18 protein-coding genes are annotated in these 26,533 nt (G+C 71.7%); 12 read left to right on the top strand and 6 right to left on the bottom strand.

The features are described from left to right. Nucleotides 1-199 precede the first annotated feature (199 nt). On the bottom strand, nt 200-1,366 hold the full coding sequence (locus QSK21_RS02405) for a DUF5925 domain-containing protein (protein WP_285693311.1): 1,167 nt from the start codon (nt 1,364-1,366) through the stop codon (nt 200-202). Nucleotides 1,367-1,541: 175 nt separating this feature from the next. On the opposite strand from QSK21_RS02405, the gene QSK21_RS02400 reads away from it, so the two are divergent. Continuing rightward, nucleotides 1,542-2,396 (top strand): hypothetical protein, encoded by an 855-nt coding sequence (locus QSK21_RS02400; protein WP_285693309.1) that lies wholly within the window; start codon nt 1,542-1,544, stop codon nt 2,394-2,396. Nucleotides 2,397-2,462: 66 nt separating this feature from the next. On the opposite strand, the gene QSK21_RS02395 is transcribed toward QSK21_RS02400, so the two are convergent. Beyond that, nucleotides 2,463-3,140, bottom strand: coding sequence for a uracil-DNA glycosylase (locus QSK21_RS02395; protein WP_285693308.1), 678 nt, complete (start codon nt 3,138-3,140; stop codon nt 2,463-2,465). Between the two features lie 288 nt (nt 3,141-3,428). Between QSK21_RS02395 and QSK21_RS02390 the strand changes: the two genes are divergently transcribed. Continuing rightward, entirely contained in the window at nt 3,429-4,916 is a 1,488-nt protein-coding gene (locus tag QSK21_RS02390; RefSeq protein ID WP_285693306.1) for a WS/DGAT/MGAT family O-acyltransferase, read from the top strand. Between the two features lie 3 nt (nt 4,917-4,919). On the opposite strand, the gene QSK21_RS02385 is transcribed toward QSK21_RS02390, so the two are convergent. The 3 genes from QSK21_RS02385 to lpdA all read right to left on the bottom strand — a co-directional run bounded on the left by QSK21_RS02385 (nt 4,920) and on the right by lpdA (nt 8,516). Then, complete coding sequence (locus tag QSK21_RS02385) at nt 4,920-5,933, bottom strand: hypothetical protein (protein ID WP_285693304.1); 1,014 nt, start codon at nt 5,931-5,933, stop codon at nt 4,920-4,922. A gap of 5 nt (nt 5,934-5,938) precedes the next feature. Continuing rightward, nucleotides 5,939-6,796: a dimethylargininase gene (gene ddaH / locus QSK21_RS02380; protein ID WP_285693326.1), complete on the bottom strand. Its 858-nt coding sequence runs from the start codon at nt 6,794-6,796 to the stop codon at nt 5,939-5,941. Nucleotides 6,797-7,112: 316 nt separating this feature from the next. Beyond that, complete coding sequence (lpdA, locus tag QSK21_RS02375) at nt 7,113-8,516, bottom strand: dihydrolipoyl dehydrogenase (RefSeq protein WP_285693303.1); 1,404 nt, start codon at nt 8,514-8,516, stop codon at nt 7,113-7,115. A 336-nt stretch (nt 8,517-8,852) separates the two neighbouring features. Between lpdA and QSK21_RS02370 the strand changes: the two genes are divergently transcribed. Together QSK21_RS02370 and QSK21_RS02365 are read left to right on the top strand one after the other, a co-directional pair. Next, nucleotides 8,853-9,284 carry a LapA family protein gene (locus QSK21_RS02370; protein WP_285693301.1) on the top strand — a complete coding sequence of 144 codons (432 nt, stop codon included), beginning with the start codon at nt 8,853-8,855 and terminating at the stop codon, nt 9,282-9,284. Nucleotides 9,285-9,415: 131 nt separating this feature from the next. Next, nucleotides 9,416-10,729, top strand: coding sequence for an MFS transporter (locus QSK21_RS02365; protein WP_285693299.1), 1,314 nt, complete (start codon nt 9,416-9,418; stop codon nt 10,727-10,729). A gap of 11 nt (nt 10,730-10,740) precedes the next feature. On the opposite strand, the gene QSK21_RS02360 is transcribed toward QSK21_RS02365, so the two are convergent. Beyond that, entirely contained in the window at nt 10,741-10,926 is a 186-nt protein-coding gene (locus QSK21_RS02360) for a hypothetical protein (protein WP_285693297.1), read from the bottom strand. 315 nt (nt 10,927-11,241) lie between these two features. On the opposite strand from QSK21_RS02360, the gene QSK21_RS02355 reads away from it, so the two are divergent. The 8 genes from QSK21_RS02355 to QSK21_RS02320 all read left to right on the top strand — a co-directional run bounded on the left by QSK21_RS02355 (nt 11,242) and on the right by QSK21_RS02320 (nt 26,532). After that, complete coding sequence (locus tag QSK21_RS02355; RefSeq protein WP_285693295.1) at nt 11,242-12,657, top strand: family 2B encapsulin nanocompartment shell protein; 1,416 nt, start codon at nt 11,242-11,244, stop codon at nt 12,655-12,657. Then, the gene (locus QSK21_RS02350) at nt 12,654-14,024 is read left to right on the top strand and encodes a family 2B encapsulin nanocompartment shell protein (protein ID WP_285693293.1); all 1,371 of its coding nucleotides are present in this window, start codon (nt 12,654-12,656) and stop codon (nt 14,022-14,024) included. The genes QSK21_RS02355 and QSK21_RS02350 overlap by 4 nt, the downstream gene beginning before the upstream one ends. After that, complete coding sequence (locus QSK21_RS02345) at nt 14,021-15,133, top strand: polyprenyl synthetase family protein (RefSeq protein WP_285693289.1); 1,113 nt, start codon at nt 14,021-14,023, stop codon at nt 15,131-15,133. Before QSK21_RS02350 ends, QSK21_RS02345 begins: the two co-directional genes overlap by 4 nt. Before the next feature lie 43 nt (nt 15,134-15,176). After that, entirely contained in the window at nt 15,177-15,401 is a 225-nt protein-coding gene (locus QSK21_RS02340) for a hypothetical protein (RefSeq protein WP_285693288.1), read from the top strand. Nucleotides 15,402-15,446: 45 nt separating this feature from the next. Next, complete coding sequence (galT, locus tag QSK21_RS02335) at nt 15,447-16,571, top strand: galactose-1-phosphate uridylyltransferase (RefSeq protein ID WP_285693286.1); 1,125 nt, start codon at nt 15,447-15,449, stop codon at nt 16,569-16,571. 203 nt (nt 16,572-16,774) lie between these two features. Then, nucleotides 16,775-17,176: a YbaB/EbfC family nucleoid-associated protein gene (locus QSK21_RS02330; protein ID WP_285693283.1), complete on the top strand. Its 402-nt coding sequence runs from the start codon at nt 16,775-16,777 to the stop codon at nt 17,174-17,176. Next, nucleotides 17,173-17,478 (top strand): WXG100 family type VII secretion target, encoded by a 306-nt coding sequence (locus QSK21_RS02325; RefSeq protein WP_285693281.1) that lies wholly within the window; start codon nt 17,173-17,175, stop codon nt 17,476-17,478. The genes QSK21_RS02330 and QSK21_RS02325 overlap by 4 nt, the downstream gene beginning before the upstream one ends. 9 nt (nt 17,479-17,487) lie before the next feature. After that, nucleotides 17,488-26,532 carry a DUF8616 domain-containing protein gene (locus QSK21_RS02320; RefSeq protein ID WP_285693324.1) on the top strand — a complete coding sequence of 3,015 codons (9,045 nt, stop codon included), beginning with the start codon at nt 17,488-17,490 and terminating at the stop codon, nt 26,530-26,532. Nucleotide 26,533 lies beyond the last annotated feature (1 nt).

Below are 26,533 nucleotides of genomic sequence, written 5' to 3'. Positions count from 1 at the left end.
GCCAAGCTGGACCACGCGGGAAGGGCGACCACGTGTCGGCCCTTCGAGGTCTGACCTGAACCGCCGCTCAGACGGCCTTGTCGGCGCCCTTCCCGCCCCAACCACGCCTTATTCAGTGGGCTCCTAGCCACGGCCGCGCGCCGCGGCCGCGAGCCGCGGCCGCGAGCCATGGCGGCGGCCCGCGCGCCCCGGCCGCCCGCTACAGGTAGAAGCCCGTGGCCGGTGGCGTGTCCTGGGCGGTGGACGGCGCCTGCTCGCCCTTGCGCAGGGCGACCAGTTCCGCCAGCGTCGCGCCCTCGGGGCCGATCCGCGAAGCCTCCCCGGCGCCGGCGTCGTCCAGCCAGGCCAGCGACTCCTCCCGGGTCAGCCGTCCCACCTCGATCTGCGCCAGGCACCGTCCGGGACGGACCACGGCCGGGTGCAGGCGAGCCAGGTCCTCGTTGGTGGTGATGGCCACCAGCACGTCCCGCCCCTGACCCAGCATGCCGTCGGTGAGGTTGAGCAGCCGGGACAGGCCCTGCCCGGTGGACTGCTTGGCCTCGCCGCGGATCAGCTCGTCGCAGTCCTCCAGGATGAGCAGCCGCCAGCGGCGCTCCTCCTCGTCCTCGTCGCCGACCGCGACCTCCATCAGGTAGCTCGGCGTGCCGAACAGCGCCTCGGGGTCGAGCACGCAGTCGGCCTGGCACCAGTCGTTCCACGACCGGGCCAGCGCGCGCAGGGCCGTGGTCTTGCCGGTGCCGGGCGGCCCGTGCAGCAGCAGGAGCCGTCCGGAGACCTCGTCGCGTCCCAGTCCCATCACCCGGTCCAGGGCCTCGGCGACCGGCGCGGTGTAGTTGCGCCGGATGTCCTGCCAGGTGTCGGCGGAGATGGCCCGTTCGGTGCGCACCGGGCCGTGCGCGCCCATGTGCCAGAAGCCCATCTCCACGTGGGTGTCGTCGGTCTCGGGCGGGTCGGTGGCGTCGCGGACGCACTCGTCCAGGATCGACTCGGCCAGCTCGTCGGTCACCGCGGACACCGCGAGGTAGGCGGCGCCGTTCTTCCAGCGGTTGACCAGCAGCGTCCAGCCCTCGCCCTCGGCCAGCAGCGACTCCTTGCCGGGCTCGTGCGCCACGCGCGTCAGCCGCGCCGCCTCCGGGCGCAGCGGCGCGTCCGCCTTGACGTGCTCCAGCCGGGTGGAGCGGGACCAGGGCTGCTCCCCGGACGCGAACGGGCGCAGCGACATCACGTCCATCACGTCGGCGGGCGAGTTCCGGTCGTGCAGATTGAAGACCAACGGCATCGCCGCACCGGCCTCCGGGGCGTCCTCCGCGCCCGGGGCCTCGACAAGACGCAGGATCTCCTGCGGGCTCTCACGCGACACCGTCATAACTCAAGGATCACGGCACGCCTACGATCACGCCACCCAATAAACCCGGCGGGCCTCCCCGGCAGGGTCGAGGTGCGGAACGATCGCGCGGAAGGCCCGAACTCTGAGATGGTGGTTCCAGTGATCCGGCGAGTCCGGCGTATCCGAGGACGGGATCCGCTGAAGGGGGATGGGCATGGAACCGCTTGACGCGGCCGCCGACGTGCACGCGCTCATCCGGGACCTGCTGCCCGTGGTGGCGCCCAGCGCCTGGTTCGATCCCGGCACCTCGGAGGTCGTGCTGCCGGTCGGCCGGTCGGAGGCGCGCGCCTCCACGTGGACGGTGCTGGAGCGCTGTGCCCGCGAGCCGCAGGAGTCCTGGCCACGGGTGGTGGACGAGTGGGTGCGGGAGATCGGTCACAGGGCGTTCCTGGCCGTGGGTGAAATGGAGCTGTTCGGCGACGTGCGCGAGCTGCTGCGGCTGCGCATCGTGCCGAAGCTGGCGCCGCGCGACCGCGAGGGCCTGGTCGTGGTGCCGGCGGGCGACCATTTCGACGCCATGGTGATGATCGAGCATCCCCGGTACGGCGGCCCGCTCACCAAGGCCCGTGCCGGGCTGCTGGGCCTGCGCAAGCTCGGCTATGTGATGACCAACACCCACGACCGCGAGCTGGCGGACGTCTCCGTCCGCGACCAGCCGCTGCTGCCCGGACGGAACGTGCGGGTCGTGACCAAGCCGGGAAGCCGCTACGTGTCCGCGCTGCTGAGCGAGGTCGAGCAGTTCCTGCCGGGGCCGAACCGGCACGGCGCGCTGGTCGGGGTCCCCTGCCACAGCACCCTGCTGCTCTACCCGATCACCTCGACGGCGGTGCTGGAGGTGCTGCCGGTCTTCGCGGACGTGGTCCGGGAGATGCACGCCGACGCCGACGACCCGTGCGCGCCCGGTGTCTACTGGAGCCACGGCGAGCGCCGCCTCACGCCGCTGCCGGACCCCGGCTCTCCGGCGCCCAGCGAGTTCGCCAGCGTGCTGCTCAGCCTCCCCGAGGGGTAGCGCGGCCGAGGGGCGGCGCCACCCGGGGGATGGCGCGGAGCGCGTCAGGGAAGGCGCCGGTGCGCGTCAGGGGAGGCGCCAGTCGACAGGGGGTGCGCCCTGCTGCTGGAGCAACTGGTTGGCGCGGCTGAACGGGCGGGAGCCGAAGAAGCCGCGGTCGGCCGACATGGGACTCGGGTGGGCCGACTCGATGCAGGGCACGCCCGGCATCAGCGGCTTGAGGTCGCGGGCGTTGCGTCCCCACAGGATCGCCACCAGCGGGCGGCCCCGCGCCGCGAGCGCCTGGATGGCCTGGGCGGTGACCTCCTCCCAGCCCTTGCCCCGGTGTGAGTTCGGTCTCCCCGGCATCACCGTGAGCGACCTGTTGAGCAGCAGGACGCCCTGCCGCGCCCAGGGGGAGAGGTCGCCGTTGGACGGCTCCGGATAACCGAGGTCGGCGCGGTACTCGCGGAAGATGTTGATCAGGCTGGCCGGCAGCGGGCGGACGTCCGGGGCGACCGAGAAGCTGAGCCCGACCGGATGACCCGGCGTCGGATACGGGTCCTGGCCGACGATCAGCACCCGCACCTCATCGAAGGGCTGGGTGAACGCGCGTAGAATGTGCTGTCCGGCCGGAAGGTAACGGCGGCCCGCGGCGATCTCCGCGCGCAGGAAGTCGCCCATCGCCGCGATCCGTTCGGCGACCGGGTCGAGGGCCTTGGCCCAGCCGGCTTCGACGATCTCCTCAAGTGGTCGTCCCGTCATGGCAGCAGAGCCTAATGGCGGCCGGGCGGTGCCGCGGCGGAACGAGATTTGATCATTGCTGTGGGGTTTCCTGACCGGCACCGGTCGGAAAGTCGGGAAAGCTCCTGGGATCATGGCATCGGTCGGGGAATTGCACCTGGTGAACGGGGTGAAACGCCCCGTTAAGTCCGAGTTACTTCCTCCCCGCCTGCATTGACCTACGGTCCGGTATTACCTAACTCCTAGAGGGGTGGGCGCGGCCCCGGGACGGGCACGGCCCAGCCATCGCACACGCCGAGACGGGACGATATGAGCCAACTGACCGCAGTGGACGCCACATTCCTCAACGCGGAGACGAGCACCACGCACGCGCACATCGCGGGACTGGCCGTCGTCGACGCGTCCCTGTGCCCGGAAGGACGGCTCACGGCCGCCGCGGTCGCCGATCTCATCCGCGAGCGCGCCCACCTGGCCGCGCGCCCGCTCCGGCGGCGGCTCGCCCAGGTGCCGCTCGGCCTCGACCACCCGTACTGGGAGGACGACCCCGCGTTCGACCCCCGGCGCCATATCCTTGAGATCGCGCTGCCCGCCCCAGGCGGCCCCGGCGAGCTCGCCGACGTCTGCGCGATGCTGCACGAACGCCCGCTCGACCGCACCCGGCCGCTGTGGGAGATCGTCATCATCCACGGCCTGGCGGACGGCATGACCGGCGTCTACATCAAGTCCCACCATGCCGCGATCGACGGCGTCTCCGCCGCCGAGGCCCTGGCCGCGCTGCTGGACCTGACACCCGAGCCCCGCGAGGTCCCCGCCGACGACGCTGAACCCGAATGCGCGCCCAGCCCGGCCGGCATGGTCGGCGCCGGACTGCTGAAGGCCGCGCTGTTCCCCCTCCAGACCGCGCTCTCCGCGGTGCGCGCGGCCCCGTACCTCGACGAGATCCCGGGAGTCTCGCAGGTCCCCGGCGTCGCCGTGGTGTCGCACATGATGCAGGAGGCGCTGGGACTGGACGAGACGCCGCGCGCCCCCCGCACGGTCGCGCCGCCGACCCCGTTCAACCGTCCCATCGGGCCACGCCGCTCGTTCGCCTACGGCGAGCTCGACCTCGGCGAGATCAAGGAGATCCGGCGGGCGCTCGGCGGCAGCGTCAACGACGTCGTGATGGCGTTGTGCGCGACCGCGCTGCGGCAATGGCTGGACAAGCGCGGCGCCCTGCCGGAGGGACCCCTGGTCGTGGGCGTGCCCGTGTCCCTGCGCAAGCCCGCGCGCCGCAACGGTAAGGAGAACGAGCCCGCCAACCGGCTGTCCATCATGACGACGCCGCTGGCCGTCCACATCGCCGACCCCGCCGAGCGCTACGCCGCCGTCCGGCGCGACCTGGAGCTGGGCAAGAGGCGGTTCGCGATGTCCGGGTCCGACTGGGTGCGGGAGCTGACCGAGATGCTGCCCGCGCCGCTGGCGGGCCCGCTGTGGCGGCTGGCGCAACAGGCGCTCCCCGCCCTCAGCGTCCGCCCGATGAACCTGATGATCTCGAACGTGCCCGGCCCGCAGTTCCCCCTGTACCTGTGCGGGGCCAGGCTGCACGGCTACTACCCCGCCTCGGTGGTCACCGACATCAGCGGCGGGATCAACATCACCGTGTTCTCCTACGACGGCAAGGTGGACGTGGGCGTGATCGCCTGCCGCGACCTGGTCCCGACCCCGTCGGAGGTCATCGACCACCTCACCGACGCCCTCGACGAGCTCAAGGGACTCGCCCGCGAGAGCGAGCCGGAGGGACCCGCCCGCGAGAGCTGAGCGTCAGGCCAGGCGCAGTGCGGCGCGCCGGCGCCACGCCAGCCTCAGCGCGGCGGCGCCCGCCGGCTGCATGGGCTCCGGAACGGTCCCGTCGAACGCCGCGCGCATCACCCGTCCCTCGGCGTTGACCTCCACCATCGCGCCGAAGAGCCCGTCGAACGTCGCATCGTCGAAGACCGCCACGGTCAGGATGTCCAGCGCAAGGGTCAGCGGGTCGACGCCCATGCCGAGGCAGTGGACGGTCAGGCGTCCCTCTTGGCGGGCCTTGTCGAGCGCCTGCTGGAACGGCCACGCGTCTTGGTCGAACCCTGGTCCGTAGTCCTCGTCCGCGCCGACCAGTTCCTCGCTGAACTCCCGGACCATGCACCGCCACAGGTCCAGGTCGGAACCCGCGGCGCTCGCCGTGCCCAAGGGCTGGAAGACGCCGACCGGCATCACCTGGTGAAGCCCTCCCGCGTGGACGACCTTCGCGGGGTCGCGCCAGTGCAGGACGTACGAACCCGACCGTGTGACCGTCACCGTGGTGATGGCGGGCAACACCGTGCGGCGGCTGAGGTCGCAGGGATCGCCCACACATTCCCGCAGGGGAAGCCTTGTGGCGTGCGGATCGGCCGCCAGCTCGTGCGCCACCGCCTCACCCACGTTCAGACCCGCGAAGTAGTGGGACGGGCCTAGCGTGAGTTCTGGGCGGTTCGTGACGAGATCCGCGCCGAGAAGGCGGTAACTAGGGCGATCCTCGAACACCTTGGGCGGGGCCAAGGCCGCCATCGCGTCCGCATAGGTCCGGTAGCCCTCGGGCAAGCCATCGTCCGGATCGGCCACGGCGGGTTCAGGCGGCCGCGGATCCCAATGCAACCGCACGGACTCAAGCGGGATGGGCGCGCCTGGCATCCACTCCGGCCGGGTCAGCAACGCCGTCCCCTCCACACGAGGCACCTCCGGATAGAGGCGGCTCGCGATGTGGCCAAGCTCATGCCGGTGCGCGTTGAGGTGCGCGCGGACCTCCCCCCATTCCATCCTCGCTACACCGAAGGCGCGCCGCGCAACTCCAACGTGCAGCACTTGGGCCCGCCCCCCGCCTTGCGCAGCTCGGACAGGTCCACGGGCACGGGCTCGTAACCGCGCTCCCGGAGGCCCTTCATGAGCCCGGTCGCCTCCGCGTTGATCACGACATGGCGGCCGTCGCACACCGCGTTCAACCCGAGCACCCCGGCGTCCCGCGCGTCCGCGATCACCGCGTCGGGGAAAAGCCGCTCCAGCACCGCCCGGCTCCCCGGCGAGAACGCCTCCGGGTAATAGGCGACATTGTCACCGCCGAGCGGGAACAGCGCCGTGTCCAAGTGATAGAAACGCGGATCCACAAGCCGCAACGTCACCACCGGACGGCCGAAGAACTCCTGCGCCTCCTGATGCGCCGCCAGCTCGGTACGGAAACCCGTCCCGCCGAGGATCAGCTCATCCAGGACCAGGAAATCGCCCTCGCCCTCGTTCGTCCGCTCCGCCTCCAGCACCTCGGAGAACCCGTTGGCACGCAACCACGCCGCGTACGCCGGACCCTCCGCCGCCCGCTCCGGATGGGCGAACCGCGCCCCATACGCGCGCCCATTCACCACCAGCGCACCGTTGGCGGCGAAGACCATGTCCGGCAGACCCTCGACCGGATCGATCAAACTGACCTCGTGGCCCAGCGCCACATACGTCTCCCGCAGCGACTCCCACTGCCGGACGGCCCGCGCCGCATCCGCGCCCGCCCCCGGATCCATCCACGGATTGATCGCATAGGTGACCGCGAAGTGCTCCGGACGGCACATCAGATAGTGCCGCCGCGTCGCCACCGGCTCCGAGACCCGCACCGCCCCGGCAACGCTTTCCGGCTCCATCGCAGGCGACATGGTCATGGTTGCGCTGCCCCCATCTCTCGCTGACAAGCGAAAGTCTAGGTGGACACGAGGCAACCGCTACATTCACAAATCATGCGCTGACCTGGCAGTTCGTTGCACATTCAGGCCCTGGAGCGCAGTTTCATTGTGGGGGGGTGTTTCATTGTGGGGGGGCGACCCCCCACGCCCCCCGGTGCCGGGGCCAGCGACCACCGCCGCTCGCCTTGACGGCTCGCGGCGGCGGCCACTGACCCCGGGTAGGGGCTCCGCCCCTCGCCCCCTTTGGGGGTTCGCCCCTTGCTTCCGTTTGGGGGGTTTACAGGTTGATCATGTGGCCGGCCAGGCCGTGGACGGCTTCCTTTATGGCTTCGCCCAGGGTCGGGTGGGCGTGGACGTTGCGGGCGACCTCGTGGACGGTCAGATCCCATTGCTGGGCCAGGGTGAGCTGGGGCAGCAGCTCGGTCACCTCGGGGCCGATCATGTGCGCGCCGAGGATCTCGCCGTACTTGTCGTCGCTGATGATCTTCACGAAGCCGTCGGTCTCGCCCAGGCCCAGCGCCTTGCCGTTGGCGCTGTAGGGGAACTTGGCGACCTTGACGTCGAAGCCCTGCTCGCGTGCCTGCGCCTCGGTCCAGCCGAAGCTGGCGATCTGGGGCTGGCAGTAGGTGGCGCGGGGGATCATGACGTACTCCAGCTCCATGGTCTCCGCGCCGCCGATCGTCTCGGCGGCCACGATGCCCATGTTCTCCGCCGCGTGCGCCAGCATCAGCTTGGCGGTCACGTCGCCGATCGCGTAGATGTGCGGGACGGAGGTGCGGCAGCGGCCGTCCACCTCGATCGCGCCGCGGTCGGTCAGGACCACGCCGGTCTTGTCCAGCCCGTAGCCCTCGACGTTCGGCTGGAAGCCGATGGCCTGCAACACCTTGTCGGCTTCCAGGACCTTCTCGACGCCGTCCTTGCCGGTGACGGTGACCTTGACCGTGTCGCCCGAGTCGTCGATGCCGTCCACCCGCGTGGAGGTGAGCACGTCCACACCCAGCTTGCGGTACTGGCGGGCGAGTTCCTTGGAGACCTCGGCGTCCTCCAGGGGGACCATGCGGTCGAGGAACTCCACGATCGTCACCTTGACGCCGTAGTTGTGCAGGACGTAGGCGAACTCCACGCCGATCGCCCCGGCGCCCGCGATGATGATGCTCTCCGGCAGCTCGGAGCTGAGGATCTGCTCCTCGTAGGTCACCACGCGTTCCGACAGCGAGGTGCCCGGCAGCAGCTTGGTGCGCGCGCCCGCGGCGATGATGCAGTTGGCGAAGGTCACCGTCTCGGACGAGCCGTCCGCCATGGTCACCTGGAGGGTGTTGGGGTCGGTGAAGACGCCGCGGCCCTCGTACGAGGTGATCTTGTTCTTCTTCATCAGGAACTGGACGCCCTTGGACAGCTTCTGCGCCACATCGCGGCTGCGCTGGTAGGCGGTGCCGTAGTCGAAGGTGACCGGCCCCTGCGCCCGGATCCCGAACTTGTCCGCCTCGCGGGTGACGATGTGCGCCAGCTCGGCGTTGCGCAGCAGCGCCTTGGACGGGATGCAGCCCACGTTCAGGCAGACACCGCCCCAGTACTTCTGCTCGACGATCGCCGTCTTCAGGCCGAGCTGCGCCGACCTGATCGCGGCCGTATAGCCACCCGGACCCGCGCCCAGGACCACGACGTCAAAATGGTTGCTCATTCCTGTGACGATATTCGGCCGCGGCCTGTCCTCGCATCCCCCGCCCGCACGGTTCGCGGGACGGGCATGGACACGCACGGTGATCGAATGCGGGTCCCACAAGATCATCTGTCACTGGCTGTTAAGGTTCTCGGGTCCCCCGTGCGCGCGGTGTGTGGCGAGGAACTCAGCGCGTTCCTTGGTGTTCATGGAACATGCGCGCCCGGCCGTGTCGTTCATGCCACGTCGGGCAGGCAGGCCCCACATCGGCTCCGCGTGCAGACCGGGCCCCCGGCGCGGACGCCCGTGAAGAGATCCTGGCGGGCCCCCGAGGAAGCGGAAACGGAGGAGAGGCGAGTGAGGATCCCCAAGCCGGTCAACATCGTTCTGGACTGGGCGGAGCGGCAGGCCGGCCCGCTGGCGGCGGTGATCGCGCTGGTGGCCGCGGCGGTGGCGGCGATGTGGCAGCCGCCGCTGGCGGGTTTCGTCCTCGGTCTCGCCTTCGGCGGCTTCGCGATCCATCTGCGGCAGGGCAGGCGGCTGGCCCGGATGCGCCGTGAGCTGGACGACCTGCTGCGCGAGAACGGCTTGCTACGGCATCGCAACACCGTCCTGTCGAGCGGCATCATCACCAGGGAGGCGCAGGTGACCCAGGCCCTGGTGTCCATTCCGGAGCTCGGCCCGCCGCCGGTGACCGACCCGCAGCGCACCCAGTTCCTGCCCCCGCTCTCCGACGAAGAGGAGGCGGACAAGGGGGACGTCCCCTCCACGTCCGCGGACGCCGGGTGACGGGATCACCCCTGCGTTAGCGCCTGTCCTCTGGGGGCAGAGGACAGGCGACTGGGGGGTGGTGACACGTGAAGGACGAATCGGTTGAATCCGGTCGTTCGAGTGACGCTCCGGCACCGGGCATCCGGGCGGTGCGCAAGGCCGTGCTCGCCTCGGCGATGGGCAACTGCGTCGAGTGGTTCGACTTCGGAGTGTTCAGCGCCGGTGTCATCACCGCGATCGTCGGCACCGTCTTCTTCCCGCCCGAGGAGGGCGGCAACGCCACCCTGCGCTCGTTCGCCCTGATCGCCGCGGCGTTCCTGGCGCGGCCCTTCGGCAGCCTGTTCTTCGGCCCGCTGGGCGACCGGATCGGCCGCAAGAGGGTGCTGTCCACCACGATCATCATGATGTCGGCGTCCACCTTCGTCATCGGCGTCCTGCCCGGCTACGGGACGATCGGCATCGCGGCGCCGCTGACGCTGCTGGCGGTGCGGCTCATCCAGGGGTTCTCCACCGGCGGCGAGTACGGCGGCGCGGCCACCATGATCGCCGAGTACGCGCCCACCGACCGGCGCGGGTTCTACGGCGCCTTCCTGGAGATGGGGACGCTGAGCGGCTACGTGCTCGGCGCCGGGCTGGTGCTCGGCATGCACGTGGGGCTCGGCGAAGAGCAGATGAACGCCTGGGGCTGGCGCATTCCGTTCCTGGTCGCGCTCCCGCTCGGACTGGTCGGGCTCTACCTGCGGACGCGGATCGCCGACACCCCCGAGTTCGAGCGGCTCGAGCAGGCCGGGGCCAAGGCCAAGGCGCCGCTGCGGGAGACGATCCTGCGCAACTGGCCGATGATGTTCAAGCTGATCTGCATCGTCTTCCTGCTGAACATCGCCGACTACACGCTGCTGACGTTCATGCCGTCCTACCTCATCGACTTCCTGCATCTGGCCGATGTGAGCTCGCAGCTCACCACCATCGGTGTGGAGCTGGCGATGATCGCGGTGATCCTGCCGCTGGGCGCGCTGTCGGACCGGATCGGCCGTAAGCCGCTGCTCGTCTCCGCCGCCGTCGGGTACCTCGTGCTGAGCTGGCCGGCCTTCGCGGCCATCCAGACCGACAACGTGCTCGGGGTGGCCGCCGGGTACGCGGTCGTCGGTGGCCTGCTGGTGCTGATGCTGGCGGTGATCGGCTCCACCTTCCCCGCCATGTTCCCCACCAAGGTCAGGTACGGGGCGTTCGCCATCGGCTACAACATCTCCACCTCGATCTTCGGCGGGACGACGGCGGTGCTGGTGGGCTCGCTGATCGAGAAGACGGGCGACAACTACGTCCCCGCGTACTACCTGATGCTGGCGGCGGCGGTGGCGATCGTCCCGCTGCTGCTGATCCCGGAGACGGCGCGCGTGCCGATCGACAAGGTCGGGACCGAGAGCGCCCCGAGGCCGGTGGGTTCCGGGGCGCGGTCGAGCTGACGCGGGTCCGTTCAGTCGCGGCTGAGCTCGGTGCCCGGCTCGGGGCTGTGGCCGGGGCCGAACTCGCGTGCGATCATGCGGTCGAACTCGCGGTCCACGCTGGGGCGGAGGCGCCGGTGCGCCCACACGGCCAGAGCGGCCCCGAGGGCCAGCGCGAGGACCGTCTCGAGCAGCAGTGCGATCCATACGGTGGTCACTCCGGTCTCCTCCTTTCGGATGCGCCGGATCCTCCTGCCGGACCCGGACCTCCAGGTTGGCAACGTCCGCTGAGGGCCGCCGGCTTCCATGGCGGGGCGCCCAGAAGGTGTGAGTTACATCATTCTGGTCCTGTTTGACCTGGTATTAAACCCGCGGATCGTGGTCCGGGCGGGCTTCCGGCGCTATCACCTGTGGGGCCGCATGGGAGCGAGTGTCTGTTGATCCAAGGTGAGAAAACTCTCGCATTGTTATGGACTCATCACCCTGTGTAGCTTCGTCCGCAGGCACACCCTCAGAGATCGGCGGTGCGGATCGTGACGGAGCAGCAGGGCGTGAACGGGCAGGGCACGGACCAGCAGTTCAGCCTGAGCACGCAGGCGGCGCGCAACCTTGCCACGACGACCAAGTCCGTCCCCCAGATGCAGGGCATCTCCACCCGATGGCTGCTCAAGCTGCTGCCATGGGTGCGGGCGGGCGGCGGCACCTACCGTGTCAACCGCAGGGTCAGCTACACCGTTGGCGACGGGCGGGTCTCGTTCTTCGACTCCGGCAACCAGATCAGGGTCGTCCCGCGCGAGCTGGGGGAGCTGGCGCCGCTGCGCGGGTTCGAGGACGAGCCGGTGCTGGAGGCGCTGGCCGGCCGGTTCATCGAGGAGGAGTACGAACCGGGCGAGCTGATCGTCGAGTCCGGCACCGCGGTCGACCGGGTCGTCCTGATCGCGCACGGCAAGGCCGGGAAGATCGGCACCGGTGAGTACGGCGACGAGGCGGTGCTGGGCGTGCTGGCCGGTGGCGGCTTCTTCGGCGACCGTGCCCTCGTCGGCGACGAGACCGCCTGGGAGTACTCGGTCAAGGCGCTGACCGCCTGCACCGTGCTCACCCTGAACCGCGAGCAGTTCGAGCAGGTGCTCAACCTCTCGGAGGACCTGCGGGCGCATGTGGAGCGGTTCCTCCAGGGGCCGGAGCGGCCGGTCAACCCGCACGGCGAGGCGGCGATCGAGCTGGCCTCCGGCCATGCCGGCGAGCCGGTGCTGCCCGGCACGTTCGTCGACTACGAGCCGTCCCCGCGCGAGTACGAGCTGAGCGTGGCGCAGACCGTGCTGCGCGTCCACTCCCGGGTCGCCGACCTCTACAACGAGCCGATGAACCAGGTCGAGCAGCAGTTGCGGCTGACCATCGAGGCGCTGCGCGAACGCCAGGAGAACGAGCTCGTCAACAACCGCGACTTCGGGCTGCTGCACAACGCCGAGCCGAGCCAGCGCATCCCCACCCGCACCGGCCCGCCCACGCCCGACGACCTGGACGAGCTGCTCACCCTCGTCTGGAAGGAGCCGGCGTTCTTCCTCGCCCATCCCAAGACGATCGCGGCGTTCGGGCGCGAGTGCAGCCGGCGCGGGATCTACCCCGACGCGGTGGACGTCGGGGGCCACCGCGTTCCCGCCTGGCGCGGCATCCCGCTCTATCCGTGCAACAAGATCCCGATCAGCGCGACCAGCACCAGCCCGGTGCTGCTGATGCGGACCGGCGAGGCCGCGCAGGGCGTGATCGGGCTGCACCAGACCGGCCTGCCCGACGAGGTGCAGCCCGGCCTGTCGGTCCGCTTCATGGGCGTGGACGAGAGGGCGATCATCTCCTACCTGGTCAGCGCCTACTACTCCGCCGCCGTGCTGGTGCCCGACGCGCTGGCGATCCTGGACGGCGCCGAGATCGCCCACGGCGAGGCCCCATGAGCGCGCGGCGGCTCAGCCTCGGCACGGAGGCGGCGCGGAACCTGGCGACCACGACCAAGTCCGTGCCGCAGATGCGGGCCATCACCCCGCGATGGCTGCTGCGGCTGCTGCCCTGGGTCGAGGTGAGATCCGGCGCCTACCGGGTGAACCTCCGCCTCACCTACCGGCTCGGCGACGGGCTGATCACGTTCGTCGACACCGGGGACCGGGTCGGCGTCGTCCCCGCCGAGCTGGCCGAGCTGGCGCCGCTGCGGGGGTTCGCCGACGACGAGGTCCTGACCGCCCTCGCGGAACGGCTCGTCCAGCGGGAGTACGGGCCGGGGGAACCGATCGTGGAGTCGGGCGCCCCGCTCGACCGGGTCGTCCTGATCGCGCACGGCAAGGTGCGGCTGGCCGGCAGGGGCGAGTACGGCGGCGAGACGGCGCTGGAGATCCTGACCGGTGGCAGGTTCCTCGGCGACCGGGCGCTGCTCGGGCCCGGCGCCACCTGGGAACGCTCGGCCAGGGCGCTCACCCCGACGACGGTCCTGGTCCTGCCCCTCGCCGACATCGAGGAGCTGACCGGACGTTCCGAGGCGCTGCGCGCACACCTCGACGCGTACCGGCGGGCGCCGGAGCCTCCGCGCAACAGCAAGGGCGAGGCGGCGGTCGAGCTGGCCTCCGGTCATGCCGGTGAGCCGGTGTTGCCCGGCACGTTCGTCGACTACGAGCCGTCTCCGCGCGAGTACGAGCTGAGCGTGGCGCAGACCAGGCTGCGGGTGCACACGCGCGTGGCCGACCTCTACAACGAGCCGATGAACCAGGTCGAGCAGCAGTTGCGGCTGACCGTCGAGGCACTGTGCGAGCGCCAGGAGGACGACCTGGTCAACGACCGCGGCTTCGGGCTGCTGCACAACGCCGACCTGCGGCAGCGCATCTCCACCCGCACCGGGCCGCCCACCCCGGACGACCTGGACGAGCTGCTGACCCGGCGCCGCAAGTCGCGGTTCTTCCTGGCCCATCCCAAGGCGATCGCCGCGTTCGGCCGCGCGTGCACGGCCCGTGGCGTCTACCCGCGGACGGTCGAGCGGGAGGGCGCCCGCGTCCAGGCGTGGCGCGGAGTGCCGATCCTCCCCTGCGACAAGATCCCGATCAGCCCGTCCGGGACCAGCTCGATCCTGTGCCTGCGGACCGGCGAGGACGACGAGGGCGTGATCGGCCTGCGCCGTACCGGGCTGCCCGGCGAGGTCCGGCCCGGGGTGACGGTCCGCGCCATGGGCGTCGACTCCAGGGGGATCGTCTCGTACCTGGTCAGCTCCTACTACTCCGTGGCGGTGCTGGTACCGGACGCGCTGGGCGTCCTGGAGAACGTCGAGGTGGCGCGGTGACCGGTGAGGCCACGGTACCGGGGCAGGCGGTCCCGGCCCGGCCCGCGAGCGAGGTGCTGGCCTGGTGCCGCGGCCTGCTCGACCCGGCGCTGCACGAGACCGCGGCCTACCTTCCCGACTCGATGCGCCGGATCGCGGCGTACCACTTCGGCTGGCGGGACGAGCACGACCGTCCCGCCGCCGGGGGCGGGGGCAAGACGATCCGCGCGGCGCTGGTCCTGCTGACGGCGCGGGCGGCCGGCGGCACCGCCGAGGCGGCGGTGCCGGCCGCGGTCGCCGTCGAGCTGGCGCACAACTTCTCGCTGCTGCACGACGACGTGATGGACGGCGACCTGGTGCGGCGGCACCGTCCCGCCACCTGGGCGGTGTTCGGCGGCAACGCCGCGATCCTGGCCGGGGACGCCCTGCTGGCCTGCGCGTTCGAGGCGCTCACGGCCGCCGGGCACCCGGCCGCGACGCGGGCCGTGGGGATCCTCGCGAGGGCCGTGCTCGACCTGGTCGAGGGGCAGAGCGCCGACATGGCGTTCGAGCGCCGCGCCGACGTGACGCTGCCGGAGTGCCTGGCCATGGCGGCGAACAAGACCGCCGCGCTGCTCGGCGGCGCCTGCGCGATCGGCGCAGCGCACGGCCGCGACGGGCACGGCCGCGAGGGGCACGGCCACGACGGGCACGGCCGCGAGGGTCACGGTGGCGGCCCGGCCGCGCGGATCGAGCACTTCCGCAGGTTCGGGGAGCGGCTCGGCCTGGCCTTCCAACTGGTCGACGATCTGCTGGGCATCTGGGGCGATCCCGATGTCACCGGCAAGCCCGTCCACTCCGACCTGCACAGCCGCAAGAAGTCCCTGCCCGTCGTGGCCGCCCTCACCTCGGGCACGCCCGAGGCCGCGGAACTGGCCGCGCTCTACCACCGGGACCAGGCGCTGAGCGACGCGGAGGCCGCCCGTGCCGCCGGCCTCGTCGAGGCCGCGGGCGGCCGGGCCTGGGCCGTCCAGCGTGCCGGGGAGTATCTGGAGGAGTCCCTCGTCCATCTCGACCTGGCGGCTCCCCGCCCTCCGGCGGCCGACGAACTGCGCGCGCTGGCCCGCATGGTGGTGGAGCGCGACCGCTAGCCGCCGCATGGCTGTCGATCATATGTTCGAGTAGGCTGGGCGCGTGCAGCATGTGCCGTTCATGTGCCCGCAGGGGCATCGGCTCGGTCCCGGACGTGTCATCGTCGGCTGGTCGCCCTGCGGCTGCCCGCCCTGTGTCGAGCGGGGCCGCGGGCTGCGCGGGCACCGTACCTATCTGTGCCTGACCTGCAAGGACGAGCATGTGACGACGATGTGCTACCAGCCGTACCACATCCCGGGCCAGGGCGCCGGGTACCGCTGGCCCTAGCGGTCGCCTGGGGGCGCGCGGTCCCCGCTTAGTAGTCTTCGCCCGGTGTTCCGCACGCGCAGCAGGCTGGCCGACGGCCGCGAGATCATCTACTTCGACGACCGGCGCGGCCGGGTGCCGGTGCCCGACCCCCGCGACCTTCCGGCCGTCGAGCCGCGGTGCGAGTCCCGGCGCGACCCGCTCACCGGCGAATGGGTGACGATCACCGCTCACCGCAACACCCGCACGTTCCTTCCCCCGGCGGACCAGTGCCCGCTGTGCCCGGGCGGCCCCGCCTCGGAGATCCCCGACCCCGGCTACGAGGTCGTGTCCTTCGAGAACCGCTTCCCGTCGTTCTCCGCACGGACACCGGTCCCCGCGAGGTCCGCGGGCTCCGCCCGTCCCGAAGGCTCCGCGTCCCGGGGCGTCCTGGACGCGGTGGACGGGCACGAGCTGTTCCCGCGGATGCCGGGCACGGGGCGGTGCGAGGTCGTGTGCTTCACCGACGACCATGACGCGACGCTCGCGCGGCTGCCGCTGTCCCGGGTCCGGCTCGTGATCGAGGCATGGGCGGAACGCACGTCCGCGCTGTCCGCGATGCCGGAGGTCGAGCAGGTCTTCGTGTTCGAGAACCGCGGCGTGGAGATCGGCGTGACCCTGCACCACCCGCACGGGCAGATCTACGGCTACCCGTTCGTGACGCCCCGTACCGCGCGGATGCTGGAGCGGGCGTCCGCGCACCGCGACGCGACGGGCGGCGAGCTGTTCGGCGACGTGCTGGCCGCCGAACGCGCGGCCGGCTCGCGGATCGTGCGGGCCGGTGAGCACTGGACGGTGTTCGTCCCGGCCGCGGCGCGCTGGCCGGTCGAGGCCCATGTGATGCCGCACCGGCACGTACCGGATCTGGCCGGGCTCACCGAGGACGAGCGCGACGAGCTCGCCGTCCTGTACCGGGACCTGCTGCGCCGCTGCGACGCCCTGTACGGGGCGCCGCTTCCGTACGTCGCGGGCTGGCACCAGGCCCCGGTGGGGGAGGGACGCGACCTGCTCCGCCTGCACCTTCAACTGTTCTCCATCCGCCGCGCACCCGACAAGATCAAGTACCTGGCGGGCTCGGAGTCGGGCATGGGCGCGTGGATCAACGACGTCCCGCCCGAGCGCGTCGCCGAACGCCTCCGTGCCGCGGGTTGATCGTCCGGCGGAACGGGCCCGCGTCGCGCGGTTGATCACCTTGTCCGGGATTTTCGGCGTTTCCGCAGATCAAGAGCGCCGGTTATGCAGAGGGATGGAGAAATCCGGCGCATTCATGAACAATGAAGCTTTCGGCCGCGTCTTGATCAGATGACGGGCGAGGTGACGACCGGCCGTGCCAGGGGATCGCGAAGGGATCAGGGGTGCGCGCGGAGTGGCAGGCTCACATCGATGAGCTGCTGGCGGAGTACAAGCGCCGCCAGGCTGGGCTGAAGCAGCTACAGGAGCGGCTGGCCGCGATCGAGGCCGAAGGGGAGTCCGAGGACGGGACCGTCAAGGTCAAGGTCGACCGCCAGGGCCGCCTGACCTCCGTGGAGTTCGACCCGCGCGGCCTGCGCAGGCTCGGCTCGGAGGAACTGGCCGAGGCCGTGATGGAGGCGTCCGGCAAGGCCGTCGGCGAGGTCTCCGCGCAAATGAAGCAGGCCATGGAGGGGCTGGTCCCCGAGGGCGCCACCGAGGAGGGCTTCGACCTCACCAAGCTGGTCCGCGAGCCGCCCCGTGACTTCGACGCCGTCCGCGAACGCTACGGATTGCTGGACCGATGACGTACGAACTACAGGTCGACACCGAGGGGCTGCGGCGCGCCGGACGCGGCTTCACCACCGGGTCGAGCACCCTGAAGAGGATCCACGACCGGCTGAACGCCGCCATTTCGGCCGAGGGCAAGTGCTGGGGCGGCGACAAGACCGGCCAGGAGTTCGAGAAGAACTACCTCAAGCCGAGCCAGGACGTGCTCAAGCTGTTCGGCGAGCTGGCGAAGGGCCTCGAAGAGGTCCGCAAGGGCGTCGACCAGATGGCCAAGCAGTACGAAGCCGCCGAGGACGCCGCGACGATCAGGGGGACCTGACCCGTGGGGATGGAGATCCCCGACTCGGTCAAATGGCTGTCCTGGATCGTGGGCGCCGACTGGCCGGAGGGGGACGAGACCGCCATGCGGCGGGTCGCCGAAGGCTGGACGACCGCCGGCGGTGAGGTCCGCAACCTGATCGACGACCTGGGCAGCGTGGCGTTCGACGTGGTCAGCACGCTGGACGGCTACGCCGCCGAACGCTTCAGGGCGCACTGGGACACCTGGGTCAGCACCGATCCGCAACGGCTGACGAAACTGGCCGACGCGTGCGATCAGCTCGCCAAGGTGATGAACGACGGCGCGACGGACATCGAGTACGCGAAGTACATGTTCATCGCCCTGCTGATCATCACGGCGATCGAGATCATCATGCTGATCTACTCGGCCTTCGCGACGTTCGGCGCGTCCACGGCCGCGATCCCGGCGGTGGAGGCGGGTGCGCAGATCGCCTCCCGGACGATCTTCCAGCGGCTGCTGTCCTGGCTGGCCCGTAACGTCATCATCCACGGGGCGGTCATGGGCGCGCTGGAAGGCGGCGGCCTGGACCTGCTGATCCAGGGCATCCAGGTGGCGCAGGGCAACCGGGACGGGATCAACTGGGGCCAGACGCTCCGGTCCACCGTGGACGGCGCCATCGGCGGCGCGATCTCCGGCGGTGTCGCCGGCGGCCTGGGCAAGATCCCCGGCGTCGACGGCGCCGCGGACACCGCGCTCGGCAGCACGTTCAAGGGCGCCGTGCGGGAGGGCGCCTCCGAGGCCATCAGCGGCGTCGCGGGCACCGTGGCCTCGGCCGCCATTCACGGCGAAAGCCTCTCGTGGGAGGACATCGCCAAGGGCGCCACCTCCGGCGCGGCCGGCGGCGCCATCGGTGGTGCGCGAGGCGGTCTCGGCGAGTTCGGCTCGGGGAACGCGGGCGGCGGTGTGAACCCGGGAGGCTCCGACGACGGCGGCGGCTCGAACCCCGCGGGCGGATCGGACCCCGGCGGCTCCAGCCCAGGATCGGATCCCGGAAGCCCCGGTTCGGGTTCGGACCCGGGCGGCTCCGGTCCAGGCCGCGGCTCGGGAACCGGCGGCGAAGGCGGCCCGAGCCCCGGAACGGGCTCCAGCGGAGACGGCGGCACCCACGCGGGCTCCGGCCCCGCTCCAGGCACGGGATACGGCGATGGCGGGGGCTCCGGCCAGAGCGGTGGCGATGGCGGATCGAACCCCGGCTCCGGCCCGACCCATGGCCCCGCGCCGAGCACGGGCGACGGCCCATCGCCTGGCGGATCACCTTCAGGCCCACCGCCCGGAGGCTCGGACTCCTCAAGCGGGCCGCCCTCCACCTACTCAAGCCCCGGCGGCAGCACGGACGGGTCCGGTTCGTCCTCGCCGTCCAGTGGCCCCTCGACCGACACCTCCAGCAGCCACGGCTCGCCGACGCCGTCCACCGGAGGCACGGAGAGCGGCGGTTCGTCACCGGGTGGATCGCCGCAACCGACGCCGGTTCACAGCGACGGTGGATCGCCGGGCGGTGGCTCCTCGGACGGCGGCACGTCCGGCGGCGGTAACCGCGTCGCGAGCCTGCTGGCCGGTGACACCGGCGGTGGCGGCGGCCCCGCTCCCGGAACGATCCCGGGTGCGTCACTCTCGTCCATGCCGAGCGATGCGGGCGCGTCCGGGAGCCCGTCCACGGCCGGGGGCGCGCCCGCGCCCGCGGCGGCGAGCACCCCGGCGGGCAGCGCGACACCCGGCCCCGCGGCCTCACCCGGCGCCGTCCCCATGGGCGGCGCCCCCGGGATGGCCGGTGGCGGCGGATCCCCATCGGGCGGCGGCTCACCAGGGTCCCGCCCCTCGCCATCCCCGTCCACCGACACCCGCCCGCCGGCAAGGGACCCGCTGACCCGTCCCGAATCGCAGCCGCCGAGCACGCGCCCCGGACGAACCGACACCACTCCCGCCAATGGCGGCACCCGTCCCCGCCCAGCAGACCCACCCACGGCGCCACGACCCGACGGCCCCACACCGGCCGCCAGGCCGGATCCGGCGAGCACGGTGCCACCCCCGCGAACCGCGGACCCGGCCACCCCCGCAGGGACGCAGCGCCCCGACGGCGCCGCGCCCGCCGCCAGGCCCGACCCGGCGAGCACACCGACCGAACAGCCCTCGCCAACCGGTGGCACCCCGCCACGTACGGATTCACCGTCGTCGTCGCTCGCAGGCGACTCCGTCCCACCGCGTGGCTCCGAAGGGGACGGAAGGACACCCCAGCAGGACGGGGACCCCGCGCCACGCTCACGCGGGGACGACGACGCGGGAACGCAGGACCCGCAACGGACCCCCGGAGACTCGGTCAAGGACTCCCCCGAGACGCGCCGGCTCAAGCGGGAGACCCTCGACTGGAGCAACTACTACCTGCGCGAGGGCCAGGCCATCCGCCGCACCACCACCCCGGACGCGGACGGACACGTCCACCCGCCGCTGGCCTGGAACGCCGAACGCGGCGGCTGGGACCCGCTCCCGGACAGGCCCGTCGTCCGCGCCCAGTACGTGGAGCCGCAGCCCGTCTCGCAGTCCGCCACCCCCGAGCGGCGAGCGGAACTCCAGGGCCTCATCGACCAGCGTTCGGAGGCCATCGAACGGGCCAGGGAGGCCGCCGAGAACTACAAGAACGACTCCTCGCCCGAGAACTTCGAGGAACGGCGCCAGGCGTTCGAGGAGCAGACCGGCCTGGGCGAGGACCTCGGGGAGAACGCCGCCAGGGACGCGTTCGCCGACCTGCTCCGCGACCGGTACGGGGACCGGGAGGTCCAGGTCGAGCAACTGTTCCCGCGTCCGGACGCCGACGGCGAACCCGCCCGCACCGCGCGCAGCGGCGAGTTCGACCAGGTGTACCGGGTCACCGACCCCGAGACGGGCGAGGTGCGGCACTATGTCATCGAGGCCAAGGGGCCGTCCGCCCAGCTCGGCTCCCGCATAGGCGAGGGCGGGTTCTCCTACCAGCAGGGCCACCCGGCCTATGTCGACAGCCTGCTGGACGCGATGGAGCAGCGCGGCGGGGACGACGCCGACCTCGCCTACGCGCTGCGCGACGCCTTGGACGACGGACAGCTCGAATACCACTACGCCCGCGCCAAGGTGGGCATCGACGACGACGGGAACCCGTACTACGCGGGATACGAGCGCCGCCAGTTCGACTTGAGCGGGGAGACCACGGACGGCGGCGGCGCCCCGCCCCAGGACGGCGACGGCCCGCGGCACCGCGAGTCGGCCGAGTCCACCGACGACCCCGGCACGGCGGACCAGCAGGACACCGGAGCACCTGAGGGACTGCCGTCCCACCTGGGCGATGTCTACCGCAACAGCGAGGCCACACCCGCCGGGCGGTCCTTCTACGGCGCGGACGACGCTCCCATGCGCGACCTCGCCCAGCGCGTCCCTCCCGACCCCGACCGGTTCGTCGTGGACGCCCACGGCGACGCCGACGGCGTGATCGTCGACGGCCGCAGGCTCGGCGTCGACGACGTCGCGGACCTGATCCGCAACGACCCGAACTGGAACGGCCGCGAGGTCATGCTGCTGTCGTGCGACACGGCGGGCGGCACCTTCGCCGAACAACTGGCCGCGCGCCTGGGCGTCCCCGTGACCGCCCCGCACGGCCTCGCCTGGTCCGACGCCGACGGCAACGTCTACGCCTCCTCGGGCACCACCGGCCCGGACGGACGCACCCTGCCCGACCTCCCCCCGAACGGCGGCTGGACCACCCACCACCCCAACGGCGACACCACCCCGTCCGGCACCGCGGGCCACGCCCCAGGCCACCCCGTCACCACCCCTCCCGACACCGCAAGAACCCCAGCCGCCTCCCGAGGCCCCGGCCAACAACCGGACACCCCCACCCCACCTACACCAAGCCCCGAAACGCCCGGCGATGCCCGAGCCCCGGCGAGTCCGGGCGCCACATCCAACGCGAGGTCGGACTCCGGCTCCTGGACGCCCGCAGCAGCCCCTTCAAGCACTGGCACTGATCCACGAGCCGACGCGGGGCCGCGAGACCCGCGCGCGGCTTCAGTCCCAGAAAGCAACGCTGGACAACCCACGCTTAGCGATCCACGTGCGCCTTCTCACTCGCCTACCCCAACTGCGCCCGCCGCTGGGCGCGCAGGCGAGGGCACCGCCGCCGAACAGCGCCCCGACTCCCGCACGCCCGCTGCGACAACGCCTTCGGACACTGGCGCTGATCCAAGAGCGGGGTCGCGTACGGCTTCAGGCCCGGAAAGCACCACCGGCCAGCGCACGCCAAGCGATCCACGTGTGCCCGCTAGCGCGCCCAGCTCGGTGGCCACGACAGCGCCTTCGGGTCCTGAGGGCACCGCTGGGCAGCGCACGCCCGCCGATGTCCGCACACCAAGCTCAGGAATGCCTGGCGATCCGCGTGTGTCTTCTGGTTCGCCTACCCCAACGGGTTCGGCGGCGCCTGCTGGTGGACGTGCGAGTGAGGGTGGCGTCGCTGGGCAGCGCACTGATTCCCGCGCACCGGCGGGCACGCCCGGTGATCCGGGTGTGGCAGGTTCCGGATCGCCCGGTGATCCGCGGGTGGCGGCGTCTTCGGGTGTTGGTGCTGATTCGCGAGGGGATGCGGGGTCGCGCACGTCTGCGGATTCGCGGGATGTGGCTGATCCGCGTGCGGCTTCGGACCCGGGCGGCGTCGCTGGGCAGCGCACGTCCGGCGATTCTCGTACGTCCACAGGTGCGCCCGGTGATGCGCGGGCGTCGAGTTCTGGAACGCCTGCTGATCCGCGGGTGGCGGGGTCTGGGGCGGCTGTTGATTCTCGGTTGGCCGGGGATTCCAGTTCGGGTGGGGAGCCGCGGGCGCCTGGTGAGCCCGGGGTGGGGGCTGACACTCGGGGTGGGGAGACTCCGGCCGGGCGGTCGCTGCATGATGATCCGGCGTTGCGTGAGCGGGCTCGGAGGGTTGCGGCGGATCCTCGGCGGTTCGTGCTGGACGGGCCTGGGGACAGGGATGGGCTGGCGCCGGGTGGGCGCAGGTTGCGGCCCGAGGAGGCGGCGCGGCTCATCCGGAACGACCCGAACTGGAACGGCCGCGAGGTCATGCTGCTCGCGGACAACGTGGGTGGCGGGGAGTACGGGCGGCGGCTCGCGCAGGAGCTCGGGGTTCGCGTGGTCAGCCCGACGGGGCCGGTCCGGGTGGACGAGAACGGGCAGGTGTCGTCGAGCGGGTGGACCGCGGCCGATCCTCCGCCTGCCGACCCGGCACCCGGGCAGGTGGGGCCGGACGGGGTGCGGCGCTTCGACAGCGATGCCGAGGGCGACGCGTACGGCGAGAACCATCTGGGGCATGTGTTCGACGGGTTGCCGCCCCAGCTTCAGCAGGCGCTGCACTGGTACACGGTGCAGTCGATGCCGAACCCGTTCCTGCGTCCCGGGGCGGATCTGCCCGGCTACCTGAACCGGATCGAGAACGAGCACCGGGCGGCGTGGGAGCTGGCCCGCATGAACGGCGGCTACGTGCCGCGGACGGCGGACCTGCATCGCCTGTGGTCCAACCCCGGCTTGTCGCCTCAGCAGCGGGCGTTGCTGCAACACATCCTGTCGTTCCCCAACCCCGAGCACCGGATCGCCGGCCTGGTGCAGTCCTCGCAGCAGCGGGAGTTCCTGGCCCAGTACCTGGGCGGGCCGCCCACGGTGGACGCGTTCAACCAGCGGATCGCCGAACTCGACCAGGCCCTGAACCAGCCGCTTCCCGAGCCGATCCAGGTGGAGCGCGGGCTGCACGATGTGTCGTTCATGCGGCTCGCGGACGGGACGCCGCTGGGGAGCCGCGACCCGGCGTTGCTGGTGGGGTCGACGCAGACCGAGCCCGCGTACATGTCCACCTCGCTCGGGCGGGATCCGGCGACCGTGGACGGCAACCCGTTCAGCTACCACATGCACATCGACCTGCCGCCCGGGTCGCGCGGTGTCTGGATGGGGCACGACAGCGCCTATCCGGACCAGCGCGAGCTGATCCTGCCGCGCGGCACCCGGTACGAGATCACCAGCGTGGAGTACCGGGGGGTGGATGAGCGAGGCAGGCCCGTCTACGACATCCGGGCCACCGCGATCCCGCCGGGTCCGCCTCCGGGAACCGTGGCGGCGCGCGGCGGTGAGCTGGCCTCGTCGCCGAGTGAGGGCGACGCGAACCATGGCGCGGAACCACCGTCGGAGGCCGCACGCCGGCCGGACGACACGGTGCGGCGCGTCATGGACGACCCGCAGGTCCAGCGGATGCTGGAGCGGGCGGGCGAGCCTCTCGGGAGCGACCTCCGCCGCCGGCTTGAGGAGGACCTTCCCCATCACCCGGAGCTGGCGCGCATCGTCGCCGGGGACGGGCTGAACGCGCTGGAGACGTCGCTGCGGGAGTCGCTGCTGTCCCGTCCCAAAACGCTCAACAGCCTGCTCGGCCACCCCGAGGCGGTCGGCATTCTGGAGCAGGCGGTCGCGGACGTGGAGCGGCGCGGTCCCGAGGCGATCCTGGACGGGACGGGGCCGAAGGCCGAGCCCACTCCTCTCACCGACGCGCAGCGCGAGATCAGCGAGCGGCTGGCGGGCGAGGTGCAGGAGGGCCGGCGTCCCGGCGAGGACCGCAACCCGCGGGTCGCGCCGTCCCAGCCGGACTTCGACCCGTCCCAGGTGGATCCGGCCAACGGCAGGAACGACCCGTACCTGAACTCCTACCTGGACGGCCTGTACCAGCGGATGCGCGAGTCGGTTCCGGCGCTGCGGGCGCTGGTGCACGATCCGGCGCTGGGCGGGGAACCGCATATGCGTCCCGGTGAGAAGGACCGTGTGCGGGCCCTCGACAAGATCATGGGTGACTACGGCGGGGACGCGAGCCGGCTGAACGATCTGCTGGGCGCCAAGATCCAGTTCGATACGGTCGCGGACCTGTACCGGGCGCTCGACGGCCTCCGCTCGGTCGCGGCCCGGCACGGGATCGAGATCGTGTCGTTCAAGGACCGGATGCTCAACCCCGTTCCGAGCGGCTATCGGGACGTCCAGCTGACCGTCCGCATGCCGAACGGTCACATCGGCGAGCTGCGGCTGCATCTGAAGTCGATCGACGAGGTCGCCGCCTACGAGCACGCGTTGTACGAGGTGCGCCGCGACCTGCCGAACGCGGCCGAGGAGCAGAACCGTCCGCTGACCCCGGAGGAGGACGCGCTCGACCGGGCGATCAACGAACGGGTCATCGGCCGCTTCAAGGACGCCCTCGACCGGGCGCTTCAGGACGTCCCGCCGCCAGGCCCGCGCGACGGCGGCCCCGGCGCCGACCTGAGCGGACGGCCCGCCGGTCCGGCGCGGCCCCCGGCGGCGTCCCAGTACGGCTGGTACCAGGACGCCCCGAGCCCCCAGCACGCCGCCGAGCCCTCGCATCAGGCCGAGGCGCCCGCCGGCCAACACGTCCCGGCCGACCTGCCGGAGCATCTGCGGGATGTCTTCCGTGACAGCACATCCACCCTGGCCGGACGCGCCTTCTACGGCCCGGGCGAGGACGGCATGCGCGATCTGGCCCGCCGCGTCCCCGCGGATCCGCGGCGGTTCGTCGTCGACGCGCACGGGGACCCGGATGGCGTGCGCGTGGGCGGGCGCAGGCTGAGCGTGGACGACGTGGCGGCGCTCATCCGCAACGACCCGAACTGGAACGGCCGCGAGGTCATGCTGTTGTCGTGCCGGACGGGCGAGGGTGATTTCGCCGCCGAACTGTCCCGCAGGCTCGGCGTCCCCGTCCTGGCCCCGCACGGCCTGGCCTGGTCCGACAGCGACGGCAACGTCTTCGCGTCGTCCGCCGAGCGGGGTCCGGACGGCAGCCCGCAGCCCACCTGGCCTCCGAACGGCTCGTGGACGGCCCACCACCCCAACGGCACCACCACGCCCGCCGGCCACGACGGATACCCCTCGGATCCGCCGGAAGGCCAGGACGCCGGGCCGCGTACCGATCTCGCCGCGAGGGCAGCGCCGTCCCAGGACGATCCTCCGCCGCTGATCACCGGGCCGGACGGCAGGCTGCACAGGGAGGGCGACCCGGAGACGACGTTCCGCACCCCGGACGGCAGGCTGCACTTCGACGGGGACGATCCGGGCACCTTCCGTAACGAGCTGACCCAGCAGTTGCAGGACGAGAAGACCGGGCGGTTCGTCAAGGACAAGTTCCGGGAACGTCCCTACGACTTCGAGGCCGTGGTGGCCGACGGGCCCCATGACCACACTCCGAGCGACGAGGCCAAACGGAGGCTCGACGAGCTGGCCGCGCAGCGCGCGAAGGTCGAGGCCGAAAAGGATGCGCTGCGGGCCCAGATAGACGCGCTGCCCGGAATAGCGGGATTCCCGAAGAAAGAGGACGGCGGCAATCTCTACGGAATCGAGCGGATTCACGATCTGGGTCAGAAGAAACTGCGCGATACGCTCGAATCCGCGGCGCAGGCGGTGCGCAATAACACCGCGCTGGACCCGCAGCGCCGGGCCGCCCTGATCGACGACTTGGACAGGCTCTCCGATCTCGCCCGCCAGTACACCGCCAAGAACAAGGAACTGGTGCGCCTCAGCGAGCGGCTCGGAATGGTCGCGGCCATCGACTTCGCCACCAACGCCGCCGGAGGCGTCCGGCTCACACCGCTGGTGGACGACGAGCCGGGGGTGCCCGGAACCCTGGACGTGACCGCCGCCCTCACCAGGGATCCTCCGCGTCTCACCGTGGTGGAGGCCAAGGGCGTCGGCTCCGACCTGGGCGGGCGGCTGGTCGATGGCGGCAAGAAGGCGGAGCAGGGCACCCCCGAGTACCTCGCCTGGGTGCTGGAGCGCGATCCGGACCTGAAGGCCGCGCTGCGCGACCGCCCGGACTTGCGGGAAGCGCTCCAGAAGGCGCTCGACAACGGGACGCTTCAGGTCGAGTACTACACCGTCCATTCCGATGAGGCCGGTAATGTGAAGTGGTCGCGATTCGATCTGACGAGGGGCGGCGCCCCCTTCGTGCCGCGCCGGGTCGCCGGTCTGAGGCCGGTAGTAGGATGAC

The organism is Actinomadura sp. NBRC 104412 (assembly GCF_030269515.1).
Classification (GTDB): Bacteria; Actinomycetota; Actinomycetes; order Streptosporangiales; family Streptosporangiaceae; genus Spirillospora.
This window is presented reverse-complemented; position numbering and strand designations above follow the sequence as displayed.

Coding starts and splice junctions, on each gene's coding strand:
- QSK21_RS02350 (WP_285693293.1), top strand. CDS start 12,654: ATGAGCGCGCGGCGGCTCAGCCTCGGCACGGAGGCGGCGCGGAACCTG.
- QSK21_RS02385 (WP_285693304.1), bottom strand. CDS start 5,933: ATGGAATGGGGGGAGGTCCGCGCGCACCTCAACGCGCACCGGCATGAG.
- QSK21_RS02400 (WP_285693309.1), top strand. CDS start 1,542: ATGGAACCGCTTGACGCGGCCGCCGACGTGCACGCGCTCATCCGGGAC.
- QSK21_RS02395 (WP_285693308.1), bottom strand. CDS start 3,140: ATGACGGGACGACCACTTGAGGAGATCGTCGAAGCCGGCTGGGCCAAG.
- QSK21_RS02405 (WP_285693311.1), bottom strand. CDS start 1,366: ATGACGGTGTCGCGTGAGAGCCCGCAGGAGATCCTGCGTCTTGTCGAG.
- lpdA (WP_285693303.1), bottom strand. CDS start 8,516: ATGAGCAACCATTTTGACGTCGTGGTCCTGGGCGCGGGTCCGGGTGGC.
- QSK21_RS02320 (WP_285693324.1), top strand. CDS start 17,488: ATGGAGATCCCCGACTCGGTCAAATGGCTGTCCTGGATCGTGGGCGCC.
- ddaH (WP_285693326.1), bottom strand. CDS start 6,796: ATGGAGCCGGAAAGCGTTGCCGGGGCGGTGCGGGTCTCGGAGCCGGTG.
- QSK21_RS02390 (WP_285693306.1), top strand. CDS start 3,429: ATGAGCCAACTGACCGCAGTGGACGCCACATTCCTCAACGCGGAGACG.
- QSK21_RS02325 (WP_285693281.1), top strand. CDS start 17,173: ATGACGTACGAACTACAGGTCGACACCGAGGGGCTGCGGCGCGCCGGA.